General features: G+C 62.3%; 18 protein-coding genes and 4 pseudogenes. 12 read left to right on the top strand and 10 right to left on the bottom strand.

The window, feature by feature from the left end; all coding sequences use genetic code 11:
- The first annotated feature begins 46 nt into the window (after positions 1-46).
- From K3A84_RS18245 to K3A84_RS20685, 4 genes and pseudogenes are all read left to right on the top strand, one after another.
- Positions 47-658, top strand: coding sequence for a MucR family transcriptional regulator (locus K3A84_RS18245; protein ID WP_225010915.1), 612 nt, complete (start codon positions 47-49; stop codon positions 656-658).
- A gap of 188 nt (positions 659-846) precedes the next feature.
- Positions 847-1,191 (top strand): antitoxin Xre/MbcA/ParS toxin-binding domain-containing protein, encoded by a 345-nt coding sequence (locus K3A84_RS18250; protein WP_225010916.1) that lies wholly within the window; start codon positions 847-849, stop codon positions 1,189-1,191.
- 18 nt (positions 1,192-1,209) lie between these two features.
- Entirely contained in the window at positions 1,210-1,752 is a 543-nt protein-coding gene (locus K3A84_RS18255) for an RES family NAD+ phosphorylase (RefSeq protein ID WP_225010917.1), read from the top strand.
- Between the two features lie 202 nt (positions 1,753-1,954).
- A pseudogene (locus K3A84_RS20685) lies at positions 1,955-2,928 on the top strand (IS30 family transposase).
- Positions 2,929-3,055: 127 nt separating this feature from the next.
- On the opposite strand, the gene K3A84_RS18270 reads toward K3A84_RS20685, so the two are convergent.
- The gene (locus K3A84_RS18270; protein WP_225010918.1) at positions 3,056-3,232 is read right to left on the bottom strand and encodes an AbrB/MazE/SpoVT family DNA-binding domain-containing protein; all 177 of its coding nucleotides are present in this window, start codon (positions 3,230-3,232) and stop codon (positions 3,056-3,058) included.
- A gap of 422 nt (positions 3,233-3,654) precedes the next feature.
- Positions 3,655-4,104, bottom strand: a complete 450-nt coding sequence (locus K3A84_RS18275) for a hypothetical protein (RefSeq protein ID WP_225010919.1) — start codon at positions 4,102-4,104, stop codon at positions 3,655-3,657.
- 133 nt (positions 4,105-4,237) lie between these two features.
- Between K3A84_RS18275 and K3A84_RS18280 the strand changes: the two genes are divergently transcribed.
- Positions 4,238-4,639, top strand: coding sequence for a nucleotidyl transferase AbiEii/AbiGii toxin family protein (locus K3A84_RS18280; protein WP_225010920.1), 402 nt, complete (start codon positions 4,238-4,240; stop codon positions 4,637-4,639).
- 56 nt (positions 4,640-4,695) lie between these two features.
- Here the strand turns inward: K3A84_RS18280 and K3A84_RS18285 are convergent, their stop codons facing one another.
- Positions 4,696-4,965 (bottom strand): PilW family protein, encoded by a 270-nt coding sequence (locus tag K3A84_RS18285; protein WP_225010921.1) that lies wholly within the window; start codon positions 4,963-4,965, stop codon positions 4,696-4,698.
- 620 nt (positions 4,966-5,585) lie between these two features.
- On the opposite strand from K3A84_RS18285, the pseudogene K3A84_RS18290 reads away from it, so the two are divergent.
- A pseudogene (locus K3A84_RS18290) lies at positions 5,586-6,578 on the top strand (DUF2493 domain-containing protein); the annotation flags it as partial.
- A gap of 1,083 nt (positions 6,579-7,661) precedes the next feature.
- Here the strand turns inward: K3A84_RS18290 and K3A84_RS18300 are convergent.
- Positions 7,662-8,123: a lytic transglycosylase domain-containing protein gene (locus K3A84_RS18300; protein ID WP_225010922.1), complete on the bottom strand. Its 462-nt coding sequence runs from the start codon at positions 8,121-8,123 to the stop codon at positions 7,662-7,664.
- 462 nt (positions 8,124-8,585) lie between these two features.
- Here K3A84_RS18300 and K3A84_RS18305 point away from each other — a divergent pair.
- Positions 8,586-8,744, top strand: a pseudogene (locus tag K3A84_RS18305) (transposase); the annotation flags it as partial.
- A 69-nt stretch (positions 8,745-8,813) separates the two neighbouring features.
- Here K3A84_RS18305 and tnpC read toward each other — a convergent pair.
- The 3 genes from tnpC to tnpA all read right to left on the bottom strand — a co-directional run bounded on the left by tnpC (position 8,814) and on the right by tnpA (position 11,273).
- Positions 8,814-10,391 carry an IS66 family transposase gene (tnpC, locus tag K3A84_RS18310; protein WP_404823185.1) on the bottom strand — a complete coding sequence of 526 codons (1,578 nt, stop codon included), beginning with the start codon at positions 10,389-10,391 and terminating at the stop codon, positions 8,814-8,816.
- A 103-nt stretch (positions 10,392-10,494) separates the two neighbouring features.
- Positions 10,495-10,848, bottom strand: a complete 354-nt coding sequence (tnpB, locus tag K3A84_RS18315) for an IS66 family insertion sequence element accessory protein TnpB (RefSeq protein WP_225010923.1) — start codon at positions 10,846-10,848, stop codon at positions 10,495-10,497.
- Positions 10,845-11,273 (bottom strand): IS66-like element accessory protein TnpA, encoded by a 429-nt coding sequence (gene tnpA / locus K3A84_RS18320; RefSeq protein ID WP_162896113.1) that lies wholly within the window; start codon positions 11,271-11,273, stop codon positions 10,845-10,847. Before tnpA ends, tnpB begins: the two co-directional genes overlap by 4 nt.
- Before the next feature lie 75 nt (positions 11,274-11,348).
- On the opposite strand from tnpA, the pseudogene K3A84_RS18325 reads away from it, so the two are divergent.
- Positions 11,349-11,513 (top strand): annotated as a pseudogene (locus K3A84_RS18325) (IS256 family transposase); the annotation flags it as partial.
- An 81-nt stretch (positions 11,514-11,594) separates the two neighbouring features.
- Here the strand turns inward: K3A84_RS18325 and K3A84_RS18330 are convergent.
- From K3A84_RS18330 to K3A84_RS18340, 3 genes are all read right to left on the bottom strand, one after another.
- On the bottom strand, positions 11,595-11,915 hold the full coding sequence (locus tag K3A84_RS18330) for a site-specific integrase (protein WP_225010924.1): 321 nt from the start codon (positions 11,913-11,915) through the stop codon (positions 11,595-11,597).
- A 342-nt stretch (positions 11,916-12,257) separates the two neighbouring features.
- On the bottom strand, positions 12,258-14,186 hold the full coding sequence (locus K3A84_RS18335; RefSeq protein WP_225010925.1) for an AMP-binding protein: 1,929 nt from the start codon (positions 14,184-14,186) through the stop codon (positions 12,258-12,260).
- A complete protein-coding gene (locus K3A84_RS18340; protein WP_225010926.1) occupies positions 14,183-15,142 on the bottom strand; it encodes a DMT family transporter in 960 nt (319 codons plus the stop codon). Before K3A84_RS18340 ends, K3A84_RS18335 begins: the two co-directional genes overlap by 4 nt.
- Positions 15,143-15,271: 129 nt before the next feature.
- On the opposite strand from K3A84_RS18340, the gene K3A84_RS18345 reads away from it, so the two are divergent.
- From K3A84_RS18345 to ppdK, 4 genes are all read left to right on the top strand, one after another.
- Positions 15,272-16,636, top strand: a complete 1,365-nt coding sequence (locus K3A84_RS18345) for an aromatic ring-hydroxylating dioxygenase subunit alpha (protein ID WP_225010927.1) — start codon at positions 15,272-15,274, stop codon at positions 16,634-16,636.
- A 41-nt stretch (positions 16,637-16,677) separates the two neighbouring features.
- The gene (locus K3A84_RS18350) at positions 16,678-17,202 is read left to right on the top strand and encodes an aromatic-ring-hydroxylating dioxygenase subunit beta (RefSeq protein WP_225010928.1); all 525 of its coding nucleotides are present in this window, start codon (positions 16,678-16,680) and stop codon (positions 17,200-17,202) included.
- A 36-nt stretch (positions 17,203-17,238) separates the two neighbouring features.
- Entirely contained in the window at positions 17,239-18,336 is a 1,098-nt protein-coding gene (locus K3A84_RS18355; RefSeq protein WP_225010929.1) for an NAD(P)-dependent alcohol dehydrogenase, read from the top strand.
- Between the two features lie 106 nt (positions 18,337-18,442).
- Positions 18,443-21,109, top strand: coding sequence for a pyruvate, phosphate dikinase (gene ppdK, locus K3A84_RS18360; RefSeq protein ID WP_225010930.1), 2,667 nt, complete (start codon positions 18,443-18,445; stop codon positions 21,107-21,109).
- Positions 21,110-21,159 lie beyond the last annotated feature (50 nt).

Genomic DNA, 21,159 nt, shown 5'->3' on the forward strand with positions numbered 1-21,159 from the left:
CTTATCGCCTAGACAACATCACGCGCTTCCATGGAAAGGATCTCCCTTGGCTGAAACCCAAACGCTGCTCGATCACGTCGCCGACATTGTCATCGCGCACGTCAGCAACAATGCGGTTTCGGCACATGATCTGCCGGGGTTGATCCACGCCGTCCATGCCTCGCTCGCCCGCCTCGGCCAAGCAACAGAGGTCGTGGACGAAGAGCGCAAGCCGGCTGTGTCGGTACGCGCCTCAGTCAAGCCGGATGCGATCGCCTGCCTCGAATGCGGCGCAAAGCTCAAGGTGCTCAAGCGCCATCTTGGCAGCGACCATGGGCTGACGCCGGCCGAGTATCGGGCGCGCTGGAGCCTGCCTGCGAGCTACCCGATGGTTGCGCCCGACTACGCCGCGCGGCGCAAGGAACTGGCGCTGAGCATTGGTCTGGGCCGCAAGCCGTTGGGCGCACCCGCACAGGTGGCCGAACCGGTCCAGGACGCGCCTTCGAAGCTTGCACCGGCCAGGAAGGCCCCCGTCAAGCGCAAGCCTGCAAGCGGGGCGCCCGCTGACGAGGCGGCGGTCAAGCGGAAGGCGCCGCGCAAGAAGCTCAAAGTGGCATTTGGCGCGGTCGATGTGCCGCAGGTGGACGCCTTGGTTGCCGGCGCTGAACCGGAAGGTTGAGTGCAGCAGAGGCTTTCCTTGCATAGCGGCACGCATCGCGGAGGCGTCATGCTCCGGCCATCCTGGGCACTGCTGCTGCGCTGCAACGTGCCATCGTAACGCCGTCAGCTTGACAAGGCATCGCTTGCGCCACACATTATGACCAGAATTAAGGGCATTTGGTGAGGCAAATGGCGAGCGCGGCATTTTTGAGCGAAATCACCGGCGAGAAGGGCGTCTCGCCCGACAGGCTGTCGGCAGCCTTGCATATCACCAAGTCTGAGCTGGCGCTTGCGGCCGGATTGTCGCGCGATGCGGTCTCCAAGGCTGCCCGCAGCCAGAGCGTGGTCACTCAGGCGCGGCTGCGCGAGGTGAGCGAGATCATCAACCGTGTCATCCCTTGGGCAGGCAGCGAACTGGCCGCCTATGCCTGGTATCGCTCGCAGCCGCTGCCCTCGTTCGGCGATGCCACGGCCGAAGAGCTGGTTCGCCAGGGCCTCGGCGAGAAGGTGCGCGCCTATCTTGGCCGGATCGCCGCTGGTGGGTTTGCCTGATCGCCAGGCACCCTCAGGGTGACGTTGTCCTTCAGCCGGTTCGACGGTCTCGTCTATCGCGCGCATCACCCGGCTTGGGCCTTTGACCCGGAGTCCGGCGAAGGCGCCAGGATCCATGGCGGCCGCTTCAACCGCGTCGGCACCGCGTGCTTCTATGCGGCGCTGAGCCTCGAAACCGCCTGGCTCGAGGCGCAGCAGGGCTTCGCGTTCAAGGCGCAGCCGCTCACCATCTGCAGCTATAGCGCCGAGTTATCCGACGTGCTCGACCTGACCGATGCTGGTGTGCGCGAGGCAGCGCGGGTGACGCTGGCACAGCTCGGGTGCGCGTGGGAGCGTCTGGCCGGTGATCGCAAGGCGGTTCCGACTTGGGAGCTCGCGGACCGGTTGATCGCGCTAGGGTGTGCCGGTGTGATCGTGCCGAGCTTCGCGTCGCGCGCGACGGTCGACGATCGCAACCTCGTGCTGTGGTCGTGGAGCCGTGTGCCGCCGCATCGTATCGAGGGGATAGACGACGAGCAGCGTTTGCCGCGCGATCAGTCGTCCTGGCGCGATCCATCATAGTCTCGTGGTTGTGCGCCGGTTTTCGTCGCAGTGGACCCACGGGACATGGGTCTTGGCGGAGCTTAATTTAACATAAGGATTATTATCAATCTGGACGATTGTAGGCGGGTGGATTCTATCTGGGAGTGCGAATTTCGAGGATTTCTGGGACTTTGACAGCCTCTCTCGGAAGGATGCCCCATGTCGCGAAGCTACCACACAACTGGATCTGGATGTGCGTGAACTGATCTTTCGCTTTCGCGATGCGCGGCGGCCGGTCCGGGAGATCGCAGCGCGCCTTGGGCGGCACGTTTCGACGATTTATCGCGAGTTGAAGCGGAACTTCTTCTACGATGAAGACGCATGGTTTCGCGGCTATTTCCCAAGGGTGGCGCACCGAAAGGCGCGATCGCGCCGAATGCGCGGTGGGAAGATCGCGCGCAACATGGTCCTGGCCGCCAGTATCACCGATGGCCTGCGCCTGGCGTGGTCGCCCCAGCAGATTGCGGGCTATGCTCGGGCCTGCGGCAGTCACGCCAAGGTCTGCCACGAAACGATCTACCAGTACGTCTACAGCCCTGAAGGCCGCCGGTTGGGTCTGTGGCAGCACTTGCCACGGGCGCGCAAAAATCGCCTTCGGCGCTATGCGCGCAAGCCTCGCGGTCTGACATTCCCTTGGCCAATACCATTGCCGAACGGCCTGCAGAGGTCGCATCACGCGCCAGTTTCGGGCACTGGGAAGGTGATCTGGTCGCCTTCCGGAAGGAATTTGGCAAAGCGAACCTGACGTCTCTTGTCGAGCGGCGCAGCCGCTACATGCTGCTCATCCGCAACCCGAGCCGGCATTCCAGTGGCGTCATGGCTGGGATCGAACACTGCCTGCGTCCCCTTCCCCCAGCTTTGCGACAGACGATCACTTTCGACCGCGGCACCGAGTTTTCAGGCTTCAGAATGCTCAAGAACAGGCTCGGGGTTGATGCCTATTTCTGCAAGCCGTCAGCGCCCTGGCAGAAAGGCAACGTCGAGAGCGGCAATGGTCGCCTCAGGCGTTTCCTGCCCCTCGATACAGACTTGGCGGACGTGCCGGACGAACAGCTGCAGGCTGTCGCAGCGCGCCTCAACCAAACCCCGCGCAAGTGTTTGGGCTTCCGGACACCTCACGAGGTCCTGTCGGAGCAGATCGTGAGATCCCGATGATTTTTTCCGCCGGGGGTGGGGCTCGCCCCACCCCCGGCAAAGTTCTACCCAACCTAACGATCTTCGCACCTCAAATAGAAATCACACAAAATATAGATGTCAGCCGAGGCCCATCGGCCTGTCCGGCTCAGCTTTGGGCACCTTCCTGAACATCTTCGTGCGGCGCATCCTTCAACAGCAAGCCACCTGGAACCAGTTCGGCGACGAGACGCGATCCAGGTCGCCAACCGTGCCGGGCCATGACCTCATCCGGAAGCTGGAGCTCACCGTTGGCGTCAATCGGGACGATCTTGTCTTGTCGCATTGTCAAATCCCTCAGCGCAGCTTCGAGGCTTCCAGACGCGACCATGCGTACCGACCCGCCACGAGGCAAGATTTACCCTGCATTTTGCCAAAGTGGCTTTCTTGCAGGGTAACGCTGGTCGCGCGCGCCGCTGGCGCGACCCACCGAAGACGCCCAGTAGGCATTGCTTGAAATCTTTACGACTTGGGCCTATCTGGATGCCGTAAACGTCGTATGTTGGTTGAACGATGCCGAGGCTTGCGAACCAGATTCTGGCCTCCATTCCAGAGAATGTGACCGTTGATCGCGGCGCGCTCCTGCTGGCGGCTGACTACGATTCGGTCGGACGCGCGCTCAAGCAGCTCGCCCAGACCGGTAAGCTGGTGCGCGTCGGCCGCGGCCGTTACCGCAAATCTGGTGGTCCGGCGACCTGTTCAGCTTCGTCAATTGCAGACCTCATTGCGCAGCGGGTCCGGCGGTGCCGGCGCAACGTGTTCCTGCGGGCCGATTTTGACGCGTTCGGCAGCTATGATGGTGTCGGGCGCGCGCTGCGCCAGCAGGTCCAGGCCGGCCGCCTGATCCAGATCGGCTATGGCCTCTATGCCAAGGCCGAGCCATCGCCGCTGACCGGCAAGCCCGCGCCTGTTGTCGGTATTCGCACGCTGGCGAGCGAAGCCATCAGGCGGCTCAGGAAGTCGGTCGAGCCCTCGCGCTTCGACAAAGCCTATAACAGCGGACGCTCGACCCAGGTCCCCACGGGGCGCACCCTGACGGTGAATGCCCGGATCCGGCGCCGGATCGGCTACGATGGCAATTATCTGGAAGTCGAGGCCCGCAGCGGCAATTCCTTCCTGCAATTCGAAATGAATTACCCGACCAAGCTCGGCGGACATGCGGCGCTGCGCCCGCACATCCTTGCCGAACTGTCCGCCAAGCCGCCCGCCCTCCAGCCGGTCTCACGATCGATTGCCTCGTTTGTCGCGCAGTTCCGTGCAGCGGAACCCGAGGTACCTGCCATCCTCTGCATTGATCCGGTCGACCGCCGCGGACAAGCTGAGCGCCTTTGCCTGGCGCTCGATTGCGCGCGATCGCAGCCACCGCGACGACGATCCAACCATCGTGCGCCACCTTCACGATCTTTCGGCCTTGGAGACGGTCGCCGGCGCCAGCGCGGATTTTCCGGTCCTGCTTCTGGACGCACTTCATGCAGATACGATGCGCGGCCAGGGCGCGGTGCAAGACCTACCCCCGCGAGAACGGCTCATGGCGATGCTCGACCGCGTGAAGCGCGATCCGGACTATGCGGCCGAGTACCGGCAGTTTGTAGAAAGCATGGCCTTCGCAGGAGCCAGTGACATCCCCGATTTCGAGCAAGCTTTCGCGGCGCTCGAAAGGCTCTGCGCCATGCTTGCACCCGAGGTAGCCTAGCAACACCCCTATGTGTTGCACGCTGGGGAGTGACGCCTTTCCTGGACAGGCTGCAATCAGCTGTCCTCGCCGGCATTTGCCTTATCGAGCAGGTCCATGAAGGTCCGCGCCGCTTCGCGGTCGGCAGGGTCCTTGAACGCAACGTCAAGGTCCGGCGCGGAACCCAGCATGTAGAGCAGCGACCACATGGCGAACCTGCGTCCCTTGTCGGTCTCGAGCCCGAACTCGACCCGCATGTGCTCGATCCCGCTGGCAAGCCCTTCGGGCGAAACCGCACCGAGATCATCGGTTCCGAAAAAGCGCCGCATCTGGTCGTCGAATTCCATAGCCATGCTTCAACAAGGTTGAGCGGCCCTGTCAAGTTGGACGCACTCAGTTCCGCGCGACTTGCAGCCGCGCTCCTGCGGGTGCGGTGTTTTTCGCAATGGGCCGCCGGCACTCTTGCCCTCCTCTCCGTCGCCGTCCCCCCCGCCCGTGCGCTGCACCGGGCCGCGGGCCGACTGACAGTCTCCGGCAAGGGGTCCGTCTTTGGTGCTGGCCGCGCTGCGGACATCGCAGCCAGGGCGCCCCGCCTCCAGCCTGAGTCTGACTCCTCGAACGCGCAAAGGCGGAGCGCAGAGGGCATCGAGTTTTGCGGTTAACCCCGAACGCCCGCACGGGGATTCGGGGGCAAAACCGTAATCTCTCTCTCATCTCGGTGGCTGAGCGAAATCAGCATCGCCATAGCATGACGCCTGGGAGATTGGCGGCCGTCAAGGATCGCGGGTGCCCCCCGATTTTGGCCTGCTGCGGCTAGTGCCTTGCGAGCAAAAATCGGCTCCTCCCACGCCCGCGACACGCGGCGGCAGTGCGTGCGCGCCGCCGTCCCTGACTGCCTGACTCCGGCGTCTTTCCGATGGGCATCTTTCATCAGCGTGATGAGAGAAAATTCCATTTGGAGGTTATTATGACGGACCGTTTCTCGAACTTTGCCGACCTTGCCGAGCACTATGCGCGCGAAATCGCCACGCCCGACTACGCCCGGGCATTCATGGAGCAGACCGAACTGGCCAAGCTCTCGATCGAGCATGAGCCGAGCGCTGTCGAAATGCCCGACGCGATGCAAGCGCAGGCGGCGATCGAGATGATGCTCGCGACCGTCTTCGACCTGAGCTGCGACACGCGGATGGAGGACTTCGCGAGCGAAGTCGCCTGGGGCATCGCCAACAGCTTCCATGTCGTCGCCAAGCGCCTCAATGACCGCGAAGACGCGATGGCGAACCGGCTCCAGGAAAAGCTGCGCGAATACGATCCGAGCGAGGTTTACGCGACCGATCTGGAAGACCTCACCATGCAGGCCCGCAGCCTCGCCGAATGCCGCGATGCGATGGAGTGCATGCGTAACCATGCCGCGCGGATCTACCTCGTCGAGACCGGCCGCCCCTTCTCGCCGGTGCTGGGCTCGCGGGTCTCGTCCAGGACCAATGCTTCGATGATCGAAGCGCGCGACTATCTCGCGGCACAGAAAGCGCAGCGGCGCGAGCAGTATGCACCCACCGGCCCCGTCGTCGTGTTCTCGGGCCGACAGCAGTTCACCGACATTGCGCTGGTAGAAGCCTATCTCGATGCGATCCATGCCCGGGTTCCGTCGATGGCGCTGGCAACAACCGCCCAGAACAAGGGTGCGGACGTGATCGCGGCAGCCTGGGCATCGCGCCACAATGTGCCGGTGATCCTGTGCAAGCCCGATACGTCGCGGCGACCTTCGGCGCCCTATCAGCGCAACGCCCGCATGCTCGCCTTCAAGCCGGTCGAGGCGGTGGTGTGCAGCGGCGGCGGCATTCAGGCGAACCTTGCCGACCGGCTGCGCGAAGCCCGCATTCCCTTGCACATCGTGCGCGACGCTTCGGTCCTGAACGAGGCTCCGGCTAGAGGCGGGCCCCGATCACGTCGCTCGCGCAGCCGAGCTGTGGTTGTCGCTCAGCCCCGACAAGCGCGAGGCGACCGCGATCTTCACTGCCGGCGCGATGACCGCGCCGAGATCGATGCGCGGGTCCAGGCGGGATTGCTCAAGGAAGGCACGCTTACTGGGCCAGGCCTCACGCTCACCACCCTGCAGAGCGCCAACACCACGCGCGAGGAGCTTCGCTTCGCCTCGACCTACCGGGTGGGCCAGGTGCTCGACGCGCGGATGGACGTGCGCGAACTAGGGCTGAAGCGCGGGGAGTACGCGGTCCGCGAGATCCGCAAGGACGGCAAGGTCCTGCTCGAGGCCGAGGGACGGCGAGAGCGCGCTGACCCCGTAATAGACCTGCGCGAGCTTGCGGCCCTGGCGCATCTCGTCTTGAACGTACTGCCATTCATCGCGCTGCTCGGAGAGCCGGGGCGGGAATCGGGCAGAGCGGCTGTCGGCAAGGCTGGTCGTGCGCATGACCTTGAGCCCGGCGCGCGACTGGGCTGCCTCCTCGTCTTGGAAGACGAGGCCATCCTGCAAAACCCGATAGCCCGTCGCCGGGCTGAACCCGGCCTTCGCCGCCGCCAGAGCGACGGGGTCATTACGTCTGTTGGTCATAAAAAGTCTCACCTGATGATCGTTGATGTGTCGGCCGGCCACACTTCAGGTCCTCCTCCCCGGAAAACCCAACACATAGCGGCCACCACGACCATCACAGGCACCTCGCAAAGAGGGCCACTGGTGTGTCGGGACAGGCTACGGGCTACGCCCTCCGCCGATCACGACACACCGGATTCTCATCTTGATTGTCGCGCGACAGCCCGAGACCATTCTGGCCTGGCAGAAGCTGTACGGCGCCGTGGCGCTGCTTGCAGCGATCTGCTCCGTGTGTGCGGCGCTCAAGACGTGCTACGATGTCCGAACCGGCGGTCTCTGCCCCCCACCCCCCGTAAATCGGCACTGGGATGGATGGTCTGGTTGCCGCGCGTGTGGTTGCACTTCCAGCTTGCGTACTTCCTTGGTTTTCCGAGCGTTCTGGCGATCGCGGTCCTGTATGCCCACTATATCGGGTTTGCATCGTTCATTCCGTCATAGACCGAAAGATTGACCTCGCGATATCCCGACGATCTGATCGCCAGAGTCGCAGCGCTGACTCTGGCCGCTGCGCCCGTATTCGGTGGAGGCGGCGGCGGCGAGTCTGGCCCAGTTCGTAGTTATCGTGCGTACGTAGCGCAGTGTTTCCGGGATGGCCGGAATATAGCCCGCATTGAGAGACTTGCGTTCAGGTCCCGCGTTGTAGGCAGCCAAGGCTAGGTCCATGCGTCCAAACCGGTCCTTCTGGTCGCGCAGATACCGGGCGCCTGCGCGCATGTTCGCGATTGGATCCCACGGGAGGGCGAGCCCCAAAGTACGGGTGGTTGTCGGCATGATTTGCATCATACCCATTGCGCCCGCAGAACTTATTGCTCTGGGGTTATAGCCGGATTCCTGAGCGATAACGGCGTCTAACAGGCGGGCCGGGAGGCCGAACTCACAGGCTACCTGTGCCATTGCCGGATAATAGATTGCTCGCCGAGCCTCAACAATATGGGGCAGCCACCATGTCGGCCGATATGCTACTTGCTCGCAGGCAGGCACGTTCAACGATGACCAAAACTCCCCCATAGCGATCGGAGTAGGCGGGACCTTTGGCGAGGCCGGCCCAGCGTATAATTCCTGCAGGATCGGCTCTCTTGCAAATGCGCCGCTCGGAATCGCAATCAACAAGAACGAAGCAAGCCGTATTTTAGTGAAGTCCATCACACACCTTTTCAAGGCGTGTGGACCAGTCGAGATTGCGCTCTACGGGCATCATGAAACATTTCGATTTGGCAAGCAACTTTTCGCCTGGCTGCTCGAATCGCAGCCAAGTGAACATCGCGTTAAGTTCTGCTTGCTGCTGCTCGAGCCTGCACCAATCCATCAGGTCGGGATTAGCTTATCATCCTGTCCAGGAAACCGGCACCACCTCAGATCGCCAAGTGGAGCGGCAGATATCCCAAGCTGGCCGACTGGGTCGAAGCGACGATCGAGGAGACCTTCACCTTCTACCGGCTGCCCCGAAGGCATCACGAGCACCTGAAAAGCACCAACATGCTCGAACGCTTCAACGAGGAAATCCGCCGCAGAACCTTAAGCGGTAAAAATCCCCCACTTGCCTTACGGCGCGGCGACGGTGGTTTGCTGTTGTAATGTTTGTTGTCAGGCGGCGCTGGCGATGCCGGTCATTTCGAACACGGTTTGTCCGGCATTTGTATTGACCCAGTTGTACGGCAACAGGTCGTCGACCTGATCAGTGTCCGCACGGCTGATGACCCTGGTAAGCACATCGGTGAGGTAGGCGTAAGGGTTGATGTCGAGCATCTTGCAGGTTTCGACCAGCGAGGCGATCGCCGCCCAGTTCTCGGCGCCGAGCTGGTGTCCTGCGAACAACGCATTCTGTCTCTGGAGAGTCACTGGCCGGATCGCTCGTTCGGCGGCGTTGTTGTCGATCTCGATGCGGCCGTCGTCGAGGAAGCGGGTGAAGCCTGACCAGCGCTTCAGTGCGTACTTCATCGCGTCGCTGGTCGCTGAGCCCGCCATTATGCGCGGAGCCGTGGCCACGAACCAGGCATGGAGTTTGTTGACCAGCGGCTGCGTTCGCTCCCGCCGAACCGCAAGGCGATCTTCAGCCGAACGCCCGCGGATGTCTTTCTCGATCGCGTAGATTGCAGCGATGCGTTGCAAGGCATTCTGGGCCACTGGGGCATCGCTGCCCGCGTCTATAAACCCGCGCCGCAGATGCGCCCAGCAGTAGGATTTCTCGACGCCAGCGTTGGCGCCGTCTTCCTTGCCGAACTGGTCACAGGCTTGCCACGCGTCGACCTGCAGGATTCCCTGGTATGAACCCAGCAACTGCTTGGCCCACATCTTTCCACGTCCCGGCAGGTAGGTGTAGAGCGCCAAAGGCGGATCGGTGCCGCCATGCGTGCGATCGTCACGCACGATGACCCACATGTAGCCGGTCATCGTCTTGCCGGTTCCGGGCGCCAGCACCTTGACTGTGGTTTCGTCGACGAACAACCGCGCGCTTGCCAGCGCATCGGCGCGCATCCGGGTGATGATCGGCAGCAGAGCCGCGATCCCGCGCCCAACCCAACCAGCCATAGTGGCGCGGCTGATGGTGATGCCTTGGCGAGCAAGGATCTGGGACTGCCGATAAAGTGGCAAGTGGTCGCAGTACTTGCCCACCAGGACATTGGCGATCAGCGCCTCGGTTGGCAAACCGCCGGGAACCACATGCTTCGGCGCGGGTGCCTGTTGGACGCCATCTGTACAACAGCGGCAGGCATAGCGCGGGCGGACCGTCACGATCCCGCGGTGTTGCGCCGGGATGATGTCGAGCCGCTCGGAACGGTCTTCACCGATCCGATGCAGCGCGCCGCCGCAGCCGCATTCCAGACTGCCGGGCTCGATGACCACCTCGAAGCGCGGCAGGTGTCCGGGCAAGGAGCCGCGCTCGGCATCAGGTGCACGCCGTCGGCGCGGCTTGCGGTCGTAGCGCTCGGCCTCCTCGTCAGTCTTGTCCTGCAATCCGTCGGCCCCACCGAGCGCCACCTGCTGGTCTTCGAGAGCCAGCGCCAACTGGTCGGCCGGAATCTTTTCGGAACGTTTGCCAAAGGTCGTACGGTTGATCAGCTTCAGGATGTGTTCGAGCCGTGCAGCACGGGCGCGTTCAGCCAGCAGCATCGCCTTGAGCTGCCCAACGTCGTCAGGAAGCTCGTCATATCCGGCTTCCACACCGGTCGCCGCAAGGGGTTCAGGATGCTCCTCCACGCCCACAGTCTAGCCGATTTTGCGTGGCGGGAAACGGGTTTGAGCCCAAGGGAATCGGGCGTAAGACCTACTGTGCGTGCAGCGGCTTGGGCACTCGCGGCACGTGTACACGCGACCAGTCCAGGCCCTCGATCAGCGCGGAAGCTTGCGCCGCCGACAGCTTCATCACGCCGTCTCCCGGCCTGGGCCAGCGGAATTTTCCATCCTGGAGTCGCTTCGTCACCAACACCAGACCGGTCCCGTCCCAGACTAGGAGTTTTATCCTGTCTGCCCGCCGAGCACGGAAGATAAACAGCATCCCCGAGAACGGGTCGAGACGCAGTTCACTCTGCACCAGCGCGGCGAGCCCCACCATGCCTTTCCTGAAGTCTACGGGCTGCGTCGCTACCAGCACCTTCAGCGGCCCCGGCGGAATAATCACGAGTTCGCCTGCACCGCCAGCAATACCCGCTCGATGTGATCCGCGCTAACTCCCGCTGGTATCCGGATCGCCAGCCTCGCAGTCTCGATCACGATCTCGCCGTCTACGACCCGCAGCGTCTCGCGGAAAGGCTCTTCAACGTGCTCTACCATCGCCGGCACGAACAGCGCGGAATCTGGCCGCATCTTTTCCGCGTGCTCCTGAAACCCGCGTCGCCAAGTGTACAACTGCTGCGGATATATCCCGTGCCGACGCGCCACTTCAGACACATTGACCCCCGGCACCAGGCTTTCCGCAATAATCCGTGCCCGCGCCTCGGGCGTCCAGCTGCGCCTCCCGCGCGGCGCGGCAACCACATCAAGCCGCTCAGGCCGAACCAGTGCATTCGTTTCGAAACTCGTTTCGAAATCCGTTTCGTCGCTCATCACCAACCTCGCCATCCATACAGGCGAAACTACCAATCAGCGCACAATTGAAAATGTGGGGTTCTCGACCGCTTACGCAGAACCTACGTCGTGCGGATCTTCCCCAACACCCCCAGTTGCCTTCCCTTGGTCCGGGCGCTCGTGGTCGAAACCCACGAAAACGGGCTCGAAGCCAATCGCTATGTCAACATAGACGACCTGCGTGAGCATAAGAAACCCGAACTACGCCAAGTCGCTTGACCAGCACCATGGCCGCCAATTTGCAGAACTTGACGCACACAACCATCTGTAATGACTGGCACTATTCTGCGCTATTCAGGACTATAGCAACATCGATTCCCTATAGAAACCCCTCGCCCGCATGGTTTTCGAACAATTCTGCCGCGACACCTCCTGCATCTTGGCGATCGAAGCCCCGTTGCGCGCCACCGAGCGATCGGACATCGCCCCCTCGACTACCCACCCCTGCGGATCGATCCGCCAGAACAGCGGTCCGGGCACGGCTCCCCGTATCGCCAGCCAAGCTTGCAGACGCACCACGGGCCTGAGCACCCTGCCCGAGAGCACCGCGATCACCTGCCCCGCGCCCTTCTGGTCGGTTTTCGAATGCCGGATGGTGAGCCGCAGCCCAACGCACTCCATTCAGCCAGCATCTCGTCGACCCAGCGCAAGCTATCGATCCGGCTAATGCGCTTGCGGCGAGGATCGTCCCGCAGCATCTGGCCGCCGAGCGAAAGGTCGCGATCCTGCGACAAATTTGTTTGGTTGAGCGTTCTCCTTAAACACAAATAACCGACTCATCTCCGACCGCATCAAGTCCATGAGTTTGCTCGTCCAGTCGAACACGCCGCTTGGCCGATCTCTGCCTTGTCGCTGACCAAGTTCCTCGCGCCGAGCGATCACGAACGCCTCCTGTCCCGGCCAATGAAATCCTGAAGCGGCAGCGTTGGCTCTAAACGGTCGAAAACTCGTGATGTGGGTCAATCACTTACCGGAATGTGGCGGATGAGGGTCAATGAATCCCAATTCTTCCCGATAAACTGCCCCAATCTTGGCCGGCGTTTCTGGCTCGTCAATTGTCGCGGGGATATCAAAGGGTTCGCGGTTCACGATCTTGCGGAGCAGGCCACGCAAGATCTTGCCAGAACGGGTTTTGGGCAATTGCTCAACGACCAGCACCGCCTTCATCGCCGCGATCGCACCAAGCTCGCTACGCACGGCAAGGACAGAGCGCTCGGCTATGCTCTTGTCTGCCGCATAACCAATCTGCGGGGTGACGAAAGCAATCGGTACCATACCTTTGAGGTCATCGTCCGCACCGACGATGGCGCATTCAGCGACACCTGGTTGGCGCGCCACGATCTCTTCCATCTGTCCGGTCGAAAGCCGATGACCGGCGATGTTGATGATGTCGTCGGTTCGTCCCATGATGTGCATGAAGCCCTCGCTGTCGCGAAAGCCTGCATCCCCAGTTTCGTAGTATCCAGGGAACGTCTCGAAATTCCGGACGAACGTGGTGTTGTTGTTCCACAGCGAACGGAAGGCGCCGGGCGGCAGCGGGGTCTTGATCACAACATTGCCGCTTGCCCCGTCGGGCAAAGCAAATCCTTCGTCGTCGAGGATGGCGAACTGATATCCTGGCACCGGAAAGCCAGCGCTGCCAGGCTTGCGGCGCAGATCCCCCATCGCGAAGCACGAAGCAATGGCCGGCCAGCCAAGCTCGGTCTGCCACCAGTGATCGATCACCGGCAAACCGCTTTCCCGCTCCAGCCAGGCGATCGTTTCGGGGTCGGCGCGTTCGCCAGCCAGAAACACCGCACGGCACGCGCCGATGCCGATCTCCTTCAGGTACCGGGCTTCGGGATCCTCCTTGCGGATCGCCCGAATCGCGGTCGGCGCGGTGAAGAAGCTCTTGACATTATGGCGCGCTATGGTCCGCCAGAATGAGCCGGGATCGGGTGTGCCGACAGGCTTGCCTTCGAACAGGACGGTCGTGGCCCCAACCAGCAGCGGGGCATAGACGATGTAGCTATGCCCCACCACCCAACCGACGTCCGAGGCTGCCCAAAACGTGTCCCCTGCCCCGATGCCGTAGATGTTGGCCATCGACCACGCCAGGGCCACGGCGTGTCCGCCATTGTCGCGCACCACTCCCTTGGGAGTTCCTGTGGTGCCCGAAGTGTAGAGGATGTAGAGCAGATCGCCGGAGGCGAGAGGAACGCATGGAGGCACCGGCATATCGGCGGTCCTCCGCCGCAGATCGTGCCAGTCAATGTCTCGGACGGGCATCAAGTCCGCGGTTAGCTGTTCGCGCTGGACCAGGACGACATGCTCGACCGAGTGGGCGGCAAGGACCAGCGCTTCGTCGACCAACGGCTTGTAGGCAATGGTGCGGCTGCCCTCGATTCCGCACGAAGCGGTGAGCACCAGTTTGGGGGTGGCATCGTCGATCCGCTTGGCCAGTTCGGGTGGGGCGAACCCGCCGAACACAACGCAATGGATCACACCGAGCCGCGCGCAAGCCAGCATCGCGAAAACCGTCTCGGGGATCATCGGCATGTAGAGTATTACCCGATCCCCCTTTTCCGCGCCGAGGCTCGCCAGCATCGCCGCCGTACGTTCGGTTTCGTCCAGCAGTTCGCGGTAGGTGTAATGGCGGATGGTTCCGGTTACCGGGCTGTCATAGGCAAGCGCCAGCGCATCGCCGCGTCCGGCCTGGACATGCCGGTCGAGGCAATTGTGGCATGTGTTCAGGATGCCTTCGGGAAACCAGCCCATGCTTTGGTCGTGGGCGCGCGGCGGATTTTCGACCCAGTCGATCGCCTTTGCGGCCTCGAGCCAGAATTGGTCAGGTCGGTTTGCAGCCCACCGCACTGCGCCATCGTAGGCCATCGCCCCGGTCTCATCACTCATGGTTTCCGCTCTCCCCTGTTTTCTGTCTGGCCCGCCGCTACTCGGCGCGAAACGAATATTGCGGCCACCACAATGGCTGCTCCGACCATGTGATAGGTTTCAAGTCTCTCTCCCAACAGCAGCACCGCCAGAAAAACACCGAACACTGTGGGCAGGTTCATGTGGACGCCGGCTCTTACTGAACCGATCAGGACTACCGCGCGGTTGAAGAACGCATAGGCAATCAGCGAGGGAAAGATGCCGACATAGAGCACCGCGCCAATCACTTCAATTTGTGGCATGGCGACCCCGCTATCGGCCAGGCTGACCAGGTAAGGTACAGCCAGCGTTCCCATGCCGACCGCGAATAGCACCGCGAGCAGAGTGATGTGGTGTATGGTGGGCACCTTGCGCAAGAATGTCGCGTAGGCCGAGTAAAGGAAAACCCCGGTCAGGGCGAGCAAGTCGCCATGGTTGAGCCCGCCAAGATGCAACGCGAAAGGCTGCCCTCTGGTCACGATCCAGACGACTCCGGCAAAGGACAGCGTCGCACTGGCTATCAATAGCGGCCTGATCCGCTCCCCAAAGAGGATGCTCGGCATGACCAGAGTCATGATCGGCATGGTCGATTGCAGCAGCAGGCTGTTGGTGGCTGTGGTGAGTTGCAGGCTCCAGTAAACGATGAAGGCGAACACCCCCACGCCGAACACGCCCAGCATCGCCAGCAGGCGCCAGGACTCTCGCAGGACCCGACGATCGGCCACGACGTGCCGCCAGGCAAAAGGCAGAACGAACAGCAACGCAACCACCCAACGCCAAAAGGCCAGCGACAGGGGAGAAAACAAGTCGCGCGCCGCCCGGCCGACGATGGGGTTCAAGGCCCAGAACAGCGAAGCGAGCGAAAGCAGCAAGAATGGTGAATTCCACAGGTAACGCGGGGCACGCCGCCAGCCTGGAGGACAGTTGGCAGCACCCATCAGAACGAGCGGTCCGGCTGTCTCAATCCCACTTGCGTAGTATCGGCTTTTTGCATATCGTGCATCGCATTGCCCTTAGTGCACGAATCTGCCGAAGACAATCGCAGGTCGTGAAAACCGGAGAGAGCCATGAGTGGCGACACCACACTCGTAGACACAGTCAATTCCAGCCAGTCCCGCCAGATTTTCTGGGACAAGGATGTCTACGATCTTGAAATTGAGCGGATTTTTTCCCGTGCATGGCTGATGCTCGGCCACGAATCGCTTGTGCCCAAGCCGGGCGACTTCATCACGACCTACATGGCCGAAGACAAGGTCATCCTCTCGCACCAAAGCGACGGGACGTTTCGCGCCTTCATCAACTCTTGCAGCCATCGCGGCAACCAGATCTGTCACGCCGACAGCGGAAATGCCAAGGCGTTCGTCTGCAACTATCATGGCTGGGTGTTCGGACAGGATGGATCGCTGGTCGATGTCCCGCTCGAGTCGCGTTGCTACCACAACAGCCTTGACAAGGATGCGTTGGCGGCAAAGTCCGTTCGGGTCGAAACCTATAAGGGTTTCATTTTCGGTTGCCACGATCCCGAAGCGCCCAGCCTTGAGGACTATCTGGGTGAGTTCCGCTTCTATCTCGATACCATCTGGGAGGGCGCCGACGGCGGACTGGAATTGCTTGGCCCGCCGATGAAGAGCCTGCTCCAGTGCAACTGGAAGGTACCGACCGAGAACTTCATCGGCGACGGTTATCACGTCGGCTGGACACATGCCGCCGCGCTCGGCCAGATCGGCGGCGAGCTGGCAGGCCTTTCGGGCAATCGCGCGGACATTCCCTTCGACGATCTTGGGCTGCAGTTCACGACCCGTCATGGCCACGGCTTCGGGGTGATCGACAACGCAGCGGCCGCAATCCACGTCAAGCGCGAGGGCTGGACCAAATATCTCGAGGATACGCGCGGCGAAGTGCGCCGCAAGTTCGGCCCGGAGCGCGAACGGCTCTATATGGGGCATTGGAACTGCTCGATCTTCCCGAACTGCTCGTTCCTCTACGGGACCAACACCTTCAAGATCTGGCATCCGCGCGGACCGCATGAAATCGAGGTCTGGACCTACACCATGGTGCCGCGCGATGCCGATCCAGCCACCAAGAGCATGATCCAGCGCGAAGCGATCCGCACCTTCGGCACCGCCGGAACGCTGGAAAGCGATGACGGCGAAAACATGTCTTCGGCAACCTACATGAACCGTGGCGTGATCACGCGCGATGGCAGAATGAATTCCACGATGGGGGCCGGCTACGAAGGACCGCATCCGGTCTATCCCGGCATCGTCGGAATCAGCTTCATCGGCGAAACCTCCTACCGGGGCTTCTACCGGTTCTGGAAGGAAATGATCGATGCCCCGGATTGGGCGAGCGTGAAAGCAAACGACGACACTTGGGATTCGGTTTTCCCGAACCGCAATTTCTGGACCGAAAAGCTCGACGCCGCCGAGTGAGAGCCAGCGCCGATCCAAGAATCGAGAATTACGGAGAGAACATGTCGTCCGAACAAGTACTGGTGACGCCGGATGTGCACTATGCCGTCGAGGCTCACTATCGCGCCGAGGTCAGACTTTTGCAGACCGGGCAGTACCGGGAATGGCTGCACGGAATGGTTGCCGAAGACATCCATTACTGGATGCCGATCTACGAACAGCGCTTCGCAAGGGACCGGCGCCCGGACCCGACGCCGGACGATGCGGCAATCTACAACGACGATTTCGGAGAGCTCAAGCAGCGCGTCGAGCGGCTTTATTCAGGCCAGGTCTGGATGGAGGATCCGCCGTCCAAGATCCGATACTTCGTTTCGAATGTCGAAGCATTCGAAGCTGGCGACGGCGAACTGGATGTGCTGTCGAACATCCTTGTCTACCGTAACCGCCGCCAGACCGAGGTCACGGTCCATACGTTGGGGCGCGAGGACAAGCTGCGCCGGGACGGCAATGGCTTCAAGGTCTTCCGGCGCAAGCTCATCCTCGATGCCAGAGTCACGCAAGACAAGAATCTGTATTTCTTTTGCTAATAACGCGCGATTTGGCGCAAAACCGGGAGAATGTGAATGGAGGCCTATGCCGCTATCGTCGAACGCCAAGGCGGGGAATTTGTCCTCGATAACGTATCGATCGAAGACCCCCGGGATGGTGAGGTGCTCGTCAAGGTTGCCGCGGCGGGCATGTGCCACACCGACCTGACTGTCCGCGACCAGTACTATCCGACCCCGCTGCCGGCCGTGCTCGGCCACGAAGGCTCGGGCGTCGTCGAAAAGATCGGGCGCGGCGTTTCCACTGTCAAGCCCGGCGACAAGGTGGTCCTGTCGTTCAGCTACTGCGGCACCTGCCCGTCGTGCCTCAAGGGGCATCAGGCCTATTGCCCCAGCCTGTTCCCGCTGAATTTCATGGGCCGCAGGCTCGACGGATCGACCCCGATCACCCGCAACGGCGAGGACGTGAACGCCTGCTTCTTCGGCCAGTCCTCGTTCGCGACCTATTCGATCGCGAGCGAGAACAATTGCGTCAAGGTTGCCGACGACGCGCAGATCGAATTGCTCGGCCCGCTGGGCTGCGGCATCCAGACCGGAGCGGGCGCAGTCCTCAATTCGCTGCAGCCGGCTCCGGGTTCTTCGATCGCCATCTTCGGCGTCGGCTCGGTCGGTCTCAGCGCGCTGATGGCCGCGAAGTCTTCGGGCTGTCTCAAGATCATCGCGGTCGATCGCAATCCGGCTCGGCTCGAAGTCGCGCGCGAACTGGGCGCAACCGATGTCATCGATGCCTCGACCACAAATGCCCAGGAAGCGATTGTCGCAATGACGGGCGGCGGCGCGGACTATGCGATGGATACGACAGCGATCCCGCAAGTGCTGCGTTCGGCGGTTGAAAGCACCCATAACATGGGGGAAACCGCAGTCGTGGGCGGCGCCAAGATGGGCACCGAATTTTCGCTTGATATGAACAACATCCTGTTCGGCCGCAAGCTGCGCGGGGTAGTGGAAGGCTCCAGCACGCCGCAGGTGTTCATCCCGCAGCTGATCGCGATGCAGAAGGCCGGCCTGTTCCCATTCGAGAAGCTCTGCTCGTTCTACGATTTCGATCAGATCAACCAGGCTGTCGAAGACACCGAAAAAACCGGCAGCGCGATCAAGGCCATCCTCCGGATGTAAGGACCGCGTTCGCCAGCCGCCTTGCCGCCCGTGTGGCGGCAAGGCGCGGCAAGCCCGGGGACATGTTTGGCAAGAGCGGCACATTCCGCAGGGAAACCAGCAGCAAATGAAAACGGTCTACACGTTCGGTCCCGGCATTGCCCATGATGACTCGCGCGCCCGCGACAAGGCGGTTGTGGGCGGCAAAGGCGCCAATCTGGGCGAGATGGCGCGGATCGGGTTGCCTGTTCCACCCGGCTTCACCATCACAACCGAAGAATGCCTTCATTTCCTGCGCGATCGCCGCAGCCAGTCCGCGCGCCTCGATGGCGAAGTCAGGTCGGCGCTGACCCATATCGAGCGCACGGTGGGCAAGAGGTTCGGCGATCCGCACGATCCCTTGCTGGTATCGGTTCGTTCCGGCGCCCGGGTCTCGATGCCGGGCATGATGGACACGATCCTCAACCTGGGCCTCAACGACCAAACGGTGCGTGGCTTGGCTGCTTCGTCTGGCGACGAGCGGTTTGCCTGGGACAGCTATCGCCGCTTCGTCCAGATGTACGCAAGCGTTGTGCTCGGGATCGATCACGCACGGTTCGAGGACGCACTGGAAAAGGCCAAGGAAGATCGGGGCGTCTCTCAGGACGTGGACCTGAGCGCCACCGATCTTCGTGACTTGATCGGCGAGTTCTTCGGCATCGTCGAGGCCGAACGCGGGGCTCCCTTTCCGCAGGACGTCGACGAGCAGCTTGCCTCGGCAATCGCCGCCGTGTTCGAATCCTGGGAATCCGATCGCGCCAAGGTCTATCGCCGCCTCAACGGCATCCCCGGCGAATGGGGAACGGCGGTCAATGTCCAGGCCATGGTATTCGGCAATCTCGGCGAAACCAGCGCGACGGGCGTCGCCTTCACCCGCAATCCGGCTACCGGGGACAAGGCCTATTACGGAGAATGGCTGGTCAACGCCCAGGGCGAGGATGTGGTCGCCGGGATTCGGACGCCGCAATATCTGACGCTCGAAGCCCGCGCGGCCGCCGGTGCCAAGCTGCCGTCGATGGAAGAGGCGATGCCCGCGGTCTTCACGGAGCTCGCCGGCCTGTTCGAGCTGCTCGAGCGGCACTATCAGGACATGCAGGACATCGAATTCACGGTCGAGCGCGGCAAGCTCTATATCCTGCAGACCCGTTCCGGAAAGCGCACGGCCAAAGCCGCGCTGAAGATCGCCGTCGATATGGTCGAGGAAGGCCTGATCGCCGAGGAAGCGGCAATCAGGCGGATCGATCCGGCCTCGCTCGATCAGCTTCTGCATCCCACGCTCGATCCCGACGCGCCACGGACCCTGCTGGGATCGGGGCTTCCGGCTTCCCCGGGGGCTGCATCGGGCGCGGTCGTGTTCGACGCCGATACGGCTGCGGTGCGCGCCGAGCTGGGGGAAAGCGTCATCCTGGTCCGGCAGGAAACGTCGCCGGACGACATCCATGGCATGCATGTCGCTCGCGGAATTCTGACTGCCAGGGGCGGCATGACCAGCCATGCGGCGGTCGTCGCGCGGGGCATGGGGCGGCCTTGCGTCGCGGGGGCGTCGAGCCTGGCGATCGATTACCAGGAGCGCTCGGCGGAGATTGGCGGCGTGCACATCGCCGAAGGTGACCTGATCACGATCGATGGCAGCACCGGCGAGATTTTCCAGGGTGCCCTGCCAACCGTGATGCCTGAGCTTGACCGCGAATTCGCGACGGTGATGGCCTGGGCCGATCGGCATCGCCGCATGAAGGTGCGCACCAATGCCGAAACCCCGGCCGATTGCGAAGTCGCCCGCCAGTTTGGGGCGGAAGGTATCGGCCTGTGCCGCACCGAACACATGTTCTTCGACGGCGAACGCATCAACTTCATGCGCCAGATGATCCTGGCCACGAACGGGGCAGAGCGGCTCGTCGCGCTCGATCGGTTGTTGCCCGAACAGCGTAGCGATTTCGCCCGGATTTTCGAGATCATGCAGGGGCTTCCCGTCACGGTGCGGCTGCTCGATCCCCCACTCCATGAGTTTCTTCCCCATTCCGAATCGGAATTCACCGAGCTGTCCGCCGCGGTCGGCATCGGCGTGGATCAGCTCAGACGCCGGGCCGAGGAATTGGCCGAGTCCAATCCGATGCTCGGCCACCGCGGCTGCCGCCTGGGCGTGGTGTATCCGGAAATCTACGAGATGCAGGCCCGCGCAATCTTCGAAGCGGCCTGCGCGGTGAGCCGGGAGACCGGCCAACCGGTCGTGCCGGAAATCATGATCCCCCTCGTCGGCACGGCCCGCGAACTCGACATGCTCAAGCAGATTGTGATCGGTGTGTCGGAAACGGTCTTCGCGGAGCAGGGATTGACGGTTGAATTCACCGTCGGGACCATGATCGAATTGCCCCGCGCAGCGCTGGTGGCGGACGAAATCGCTGCGGTTGGCGAGTTCTTCTCGTTCGGCACCAACGATCTTACCCAGACCACGCTGGGCATCAGCCGGGACGATGCCGGACGGTTTCTTGGCAGCTACATAGACAAGGGCATCTTTGCCACCGACCCATTCGTCAGCATCGATGTCGAAGGGGTCGGCAAGCTGATTGCGATGGCCGCCCGTCTGGGCCGCGAGGCCCGCCCCGACATCAAGCTGGGGATCTGCGGCGAACACGGCGGCGATCCGGCCTCGATCGCGTTCTGCCACAGGGTCGGCCTCGATTATGTCAGCGCTTCCCCGTTCCGAGTTCCCATAGCGCGCCTCGCCGCTGCCCAATCGGCACTGGCCGCTACCTAGCGCGGAACCCGGCCAAGAGCTTAACAGGTCAAAGGGTGGAGGAGAAGAAC

The sequence above is a fragment of the Novosphingobium percolationis genome, assembly GCF_020179425.1.
Lineage (GTDB): Bacteria > Pseudomonadota > Alphaproteobacteria > Sphingomonadales > Sphingomonadaceae > Novosphingobium > Novosphingobium percolationis.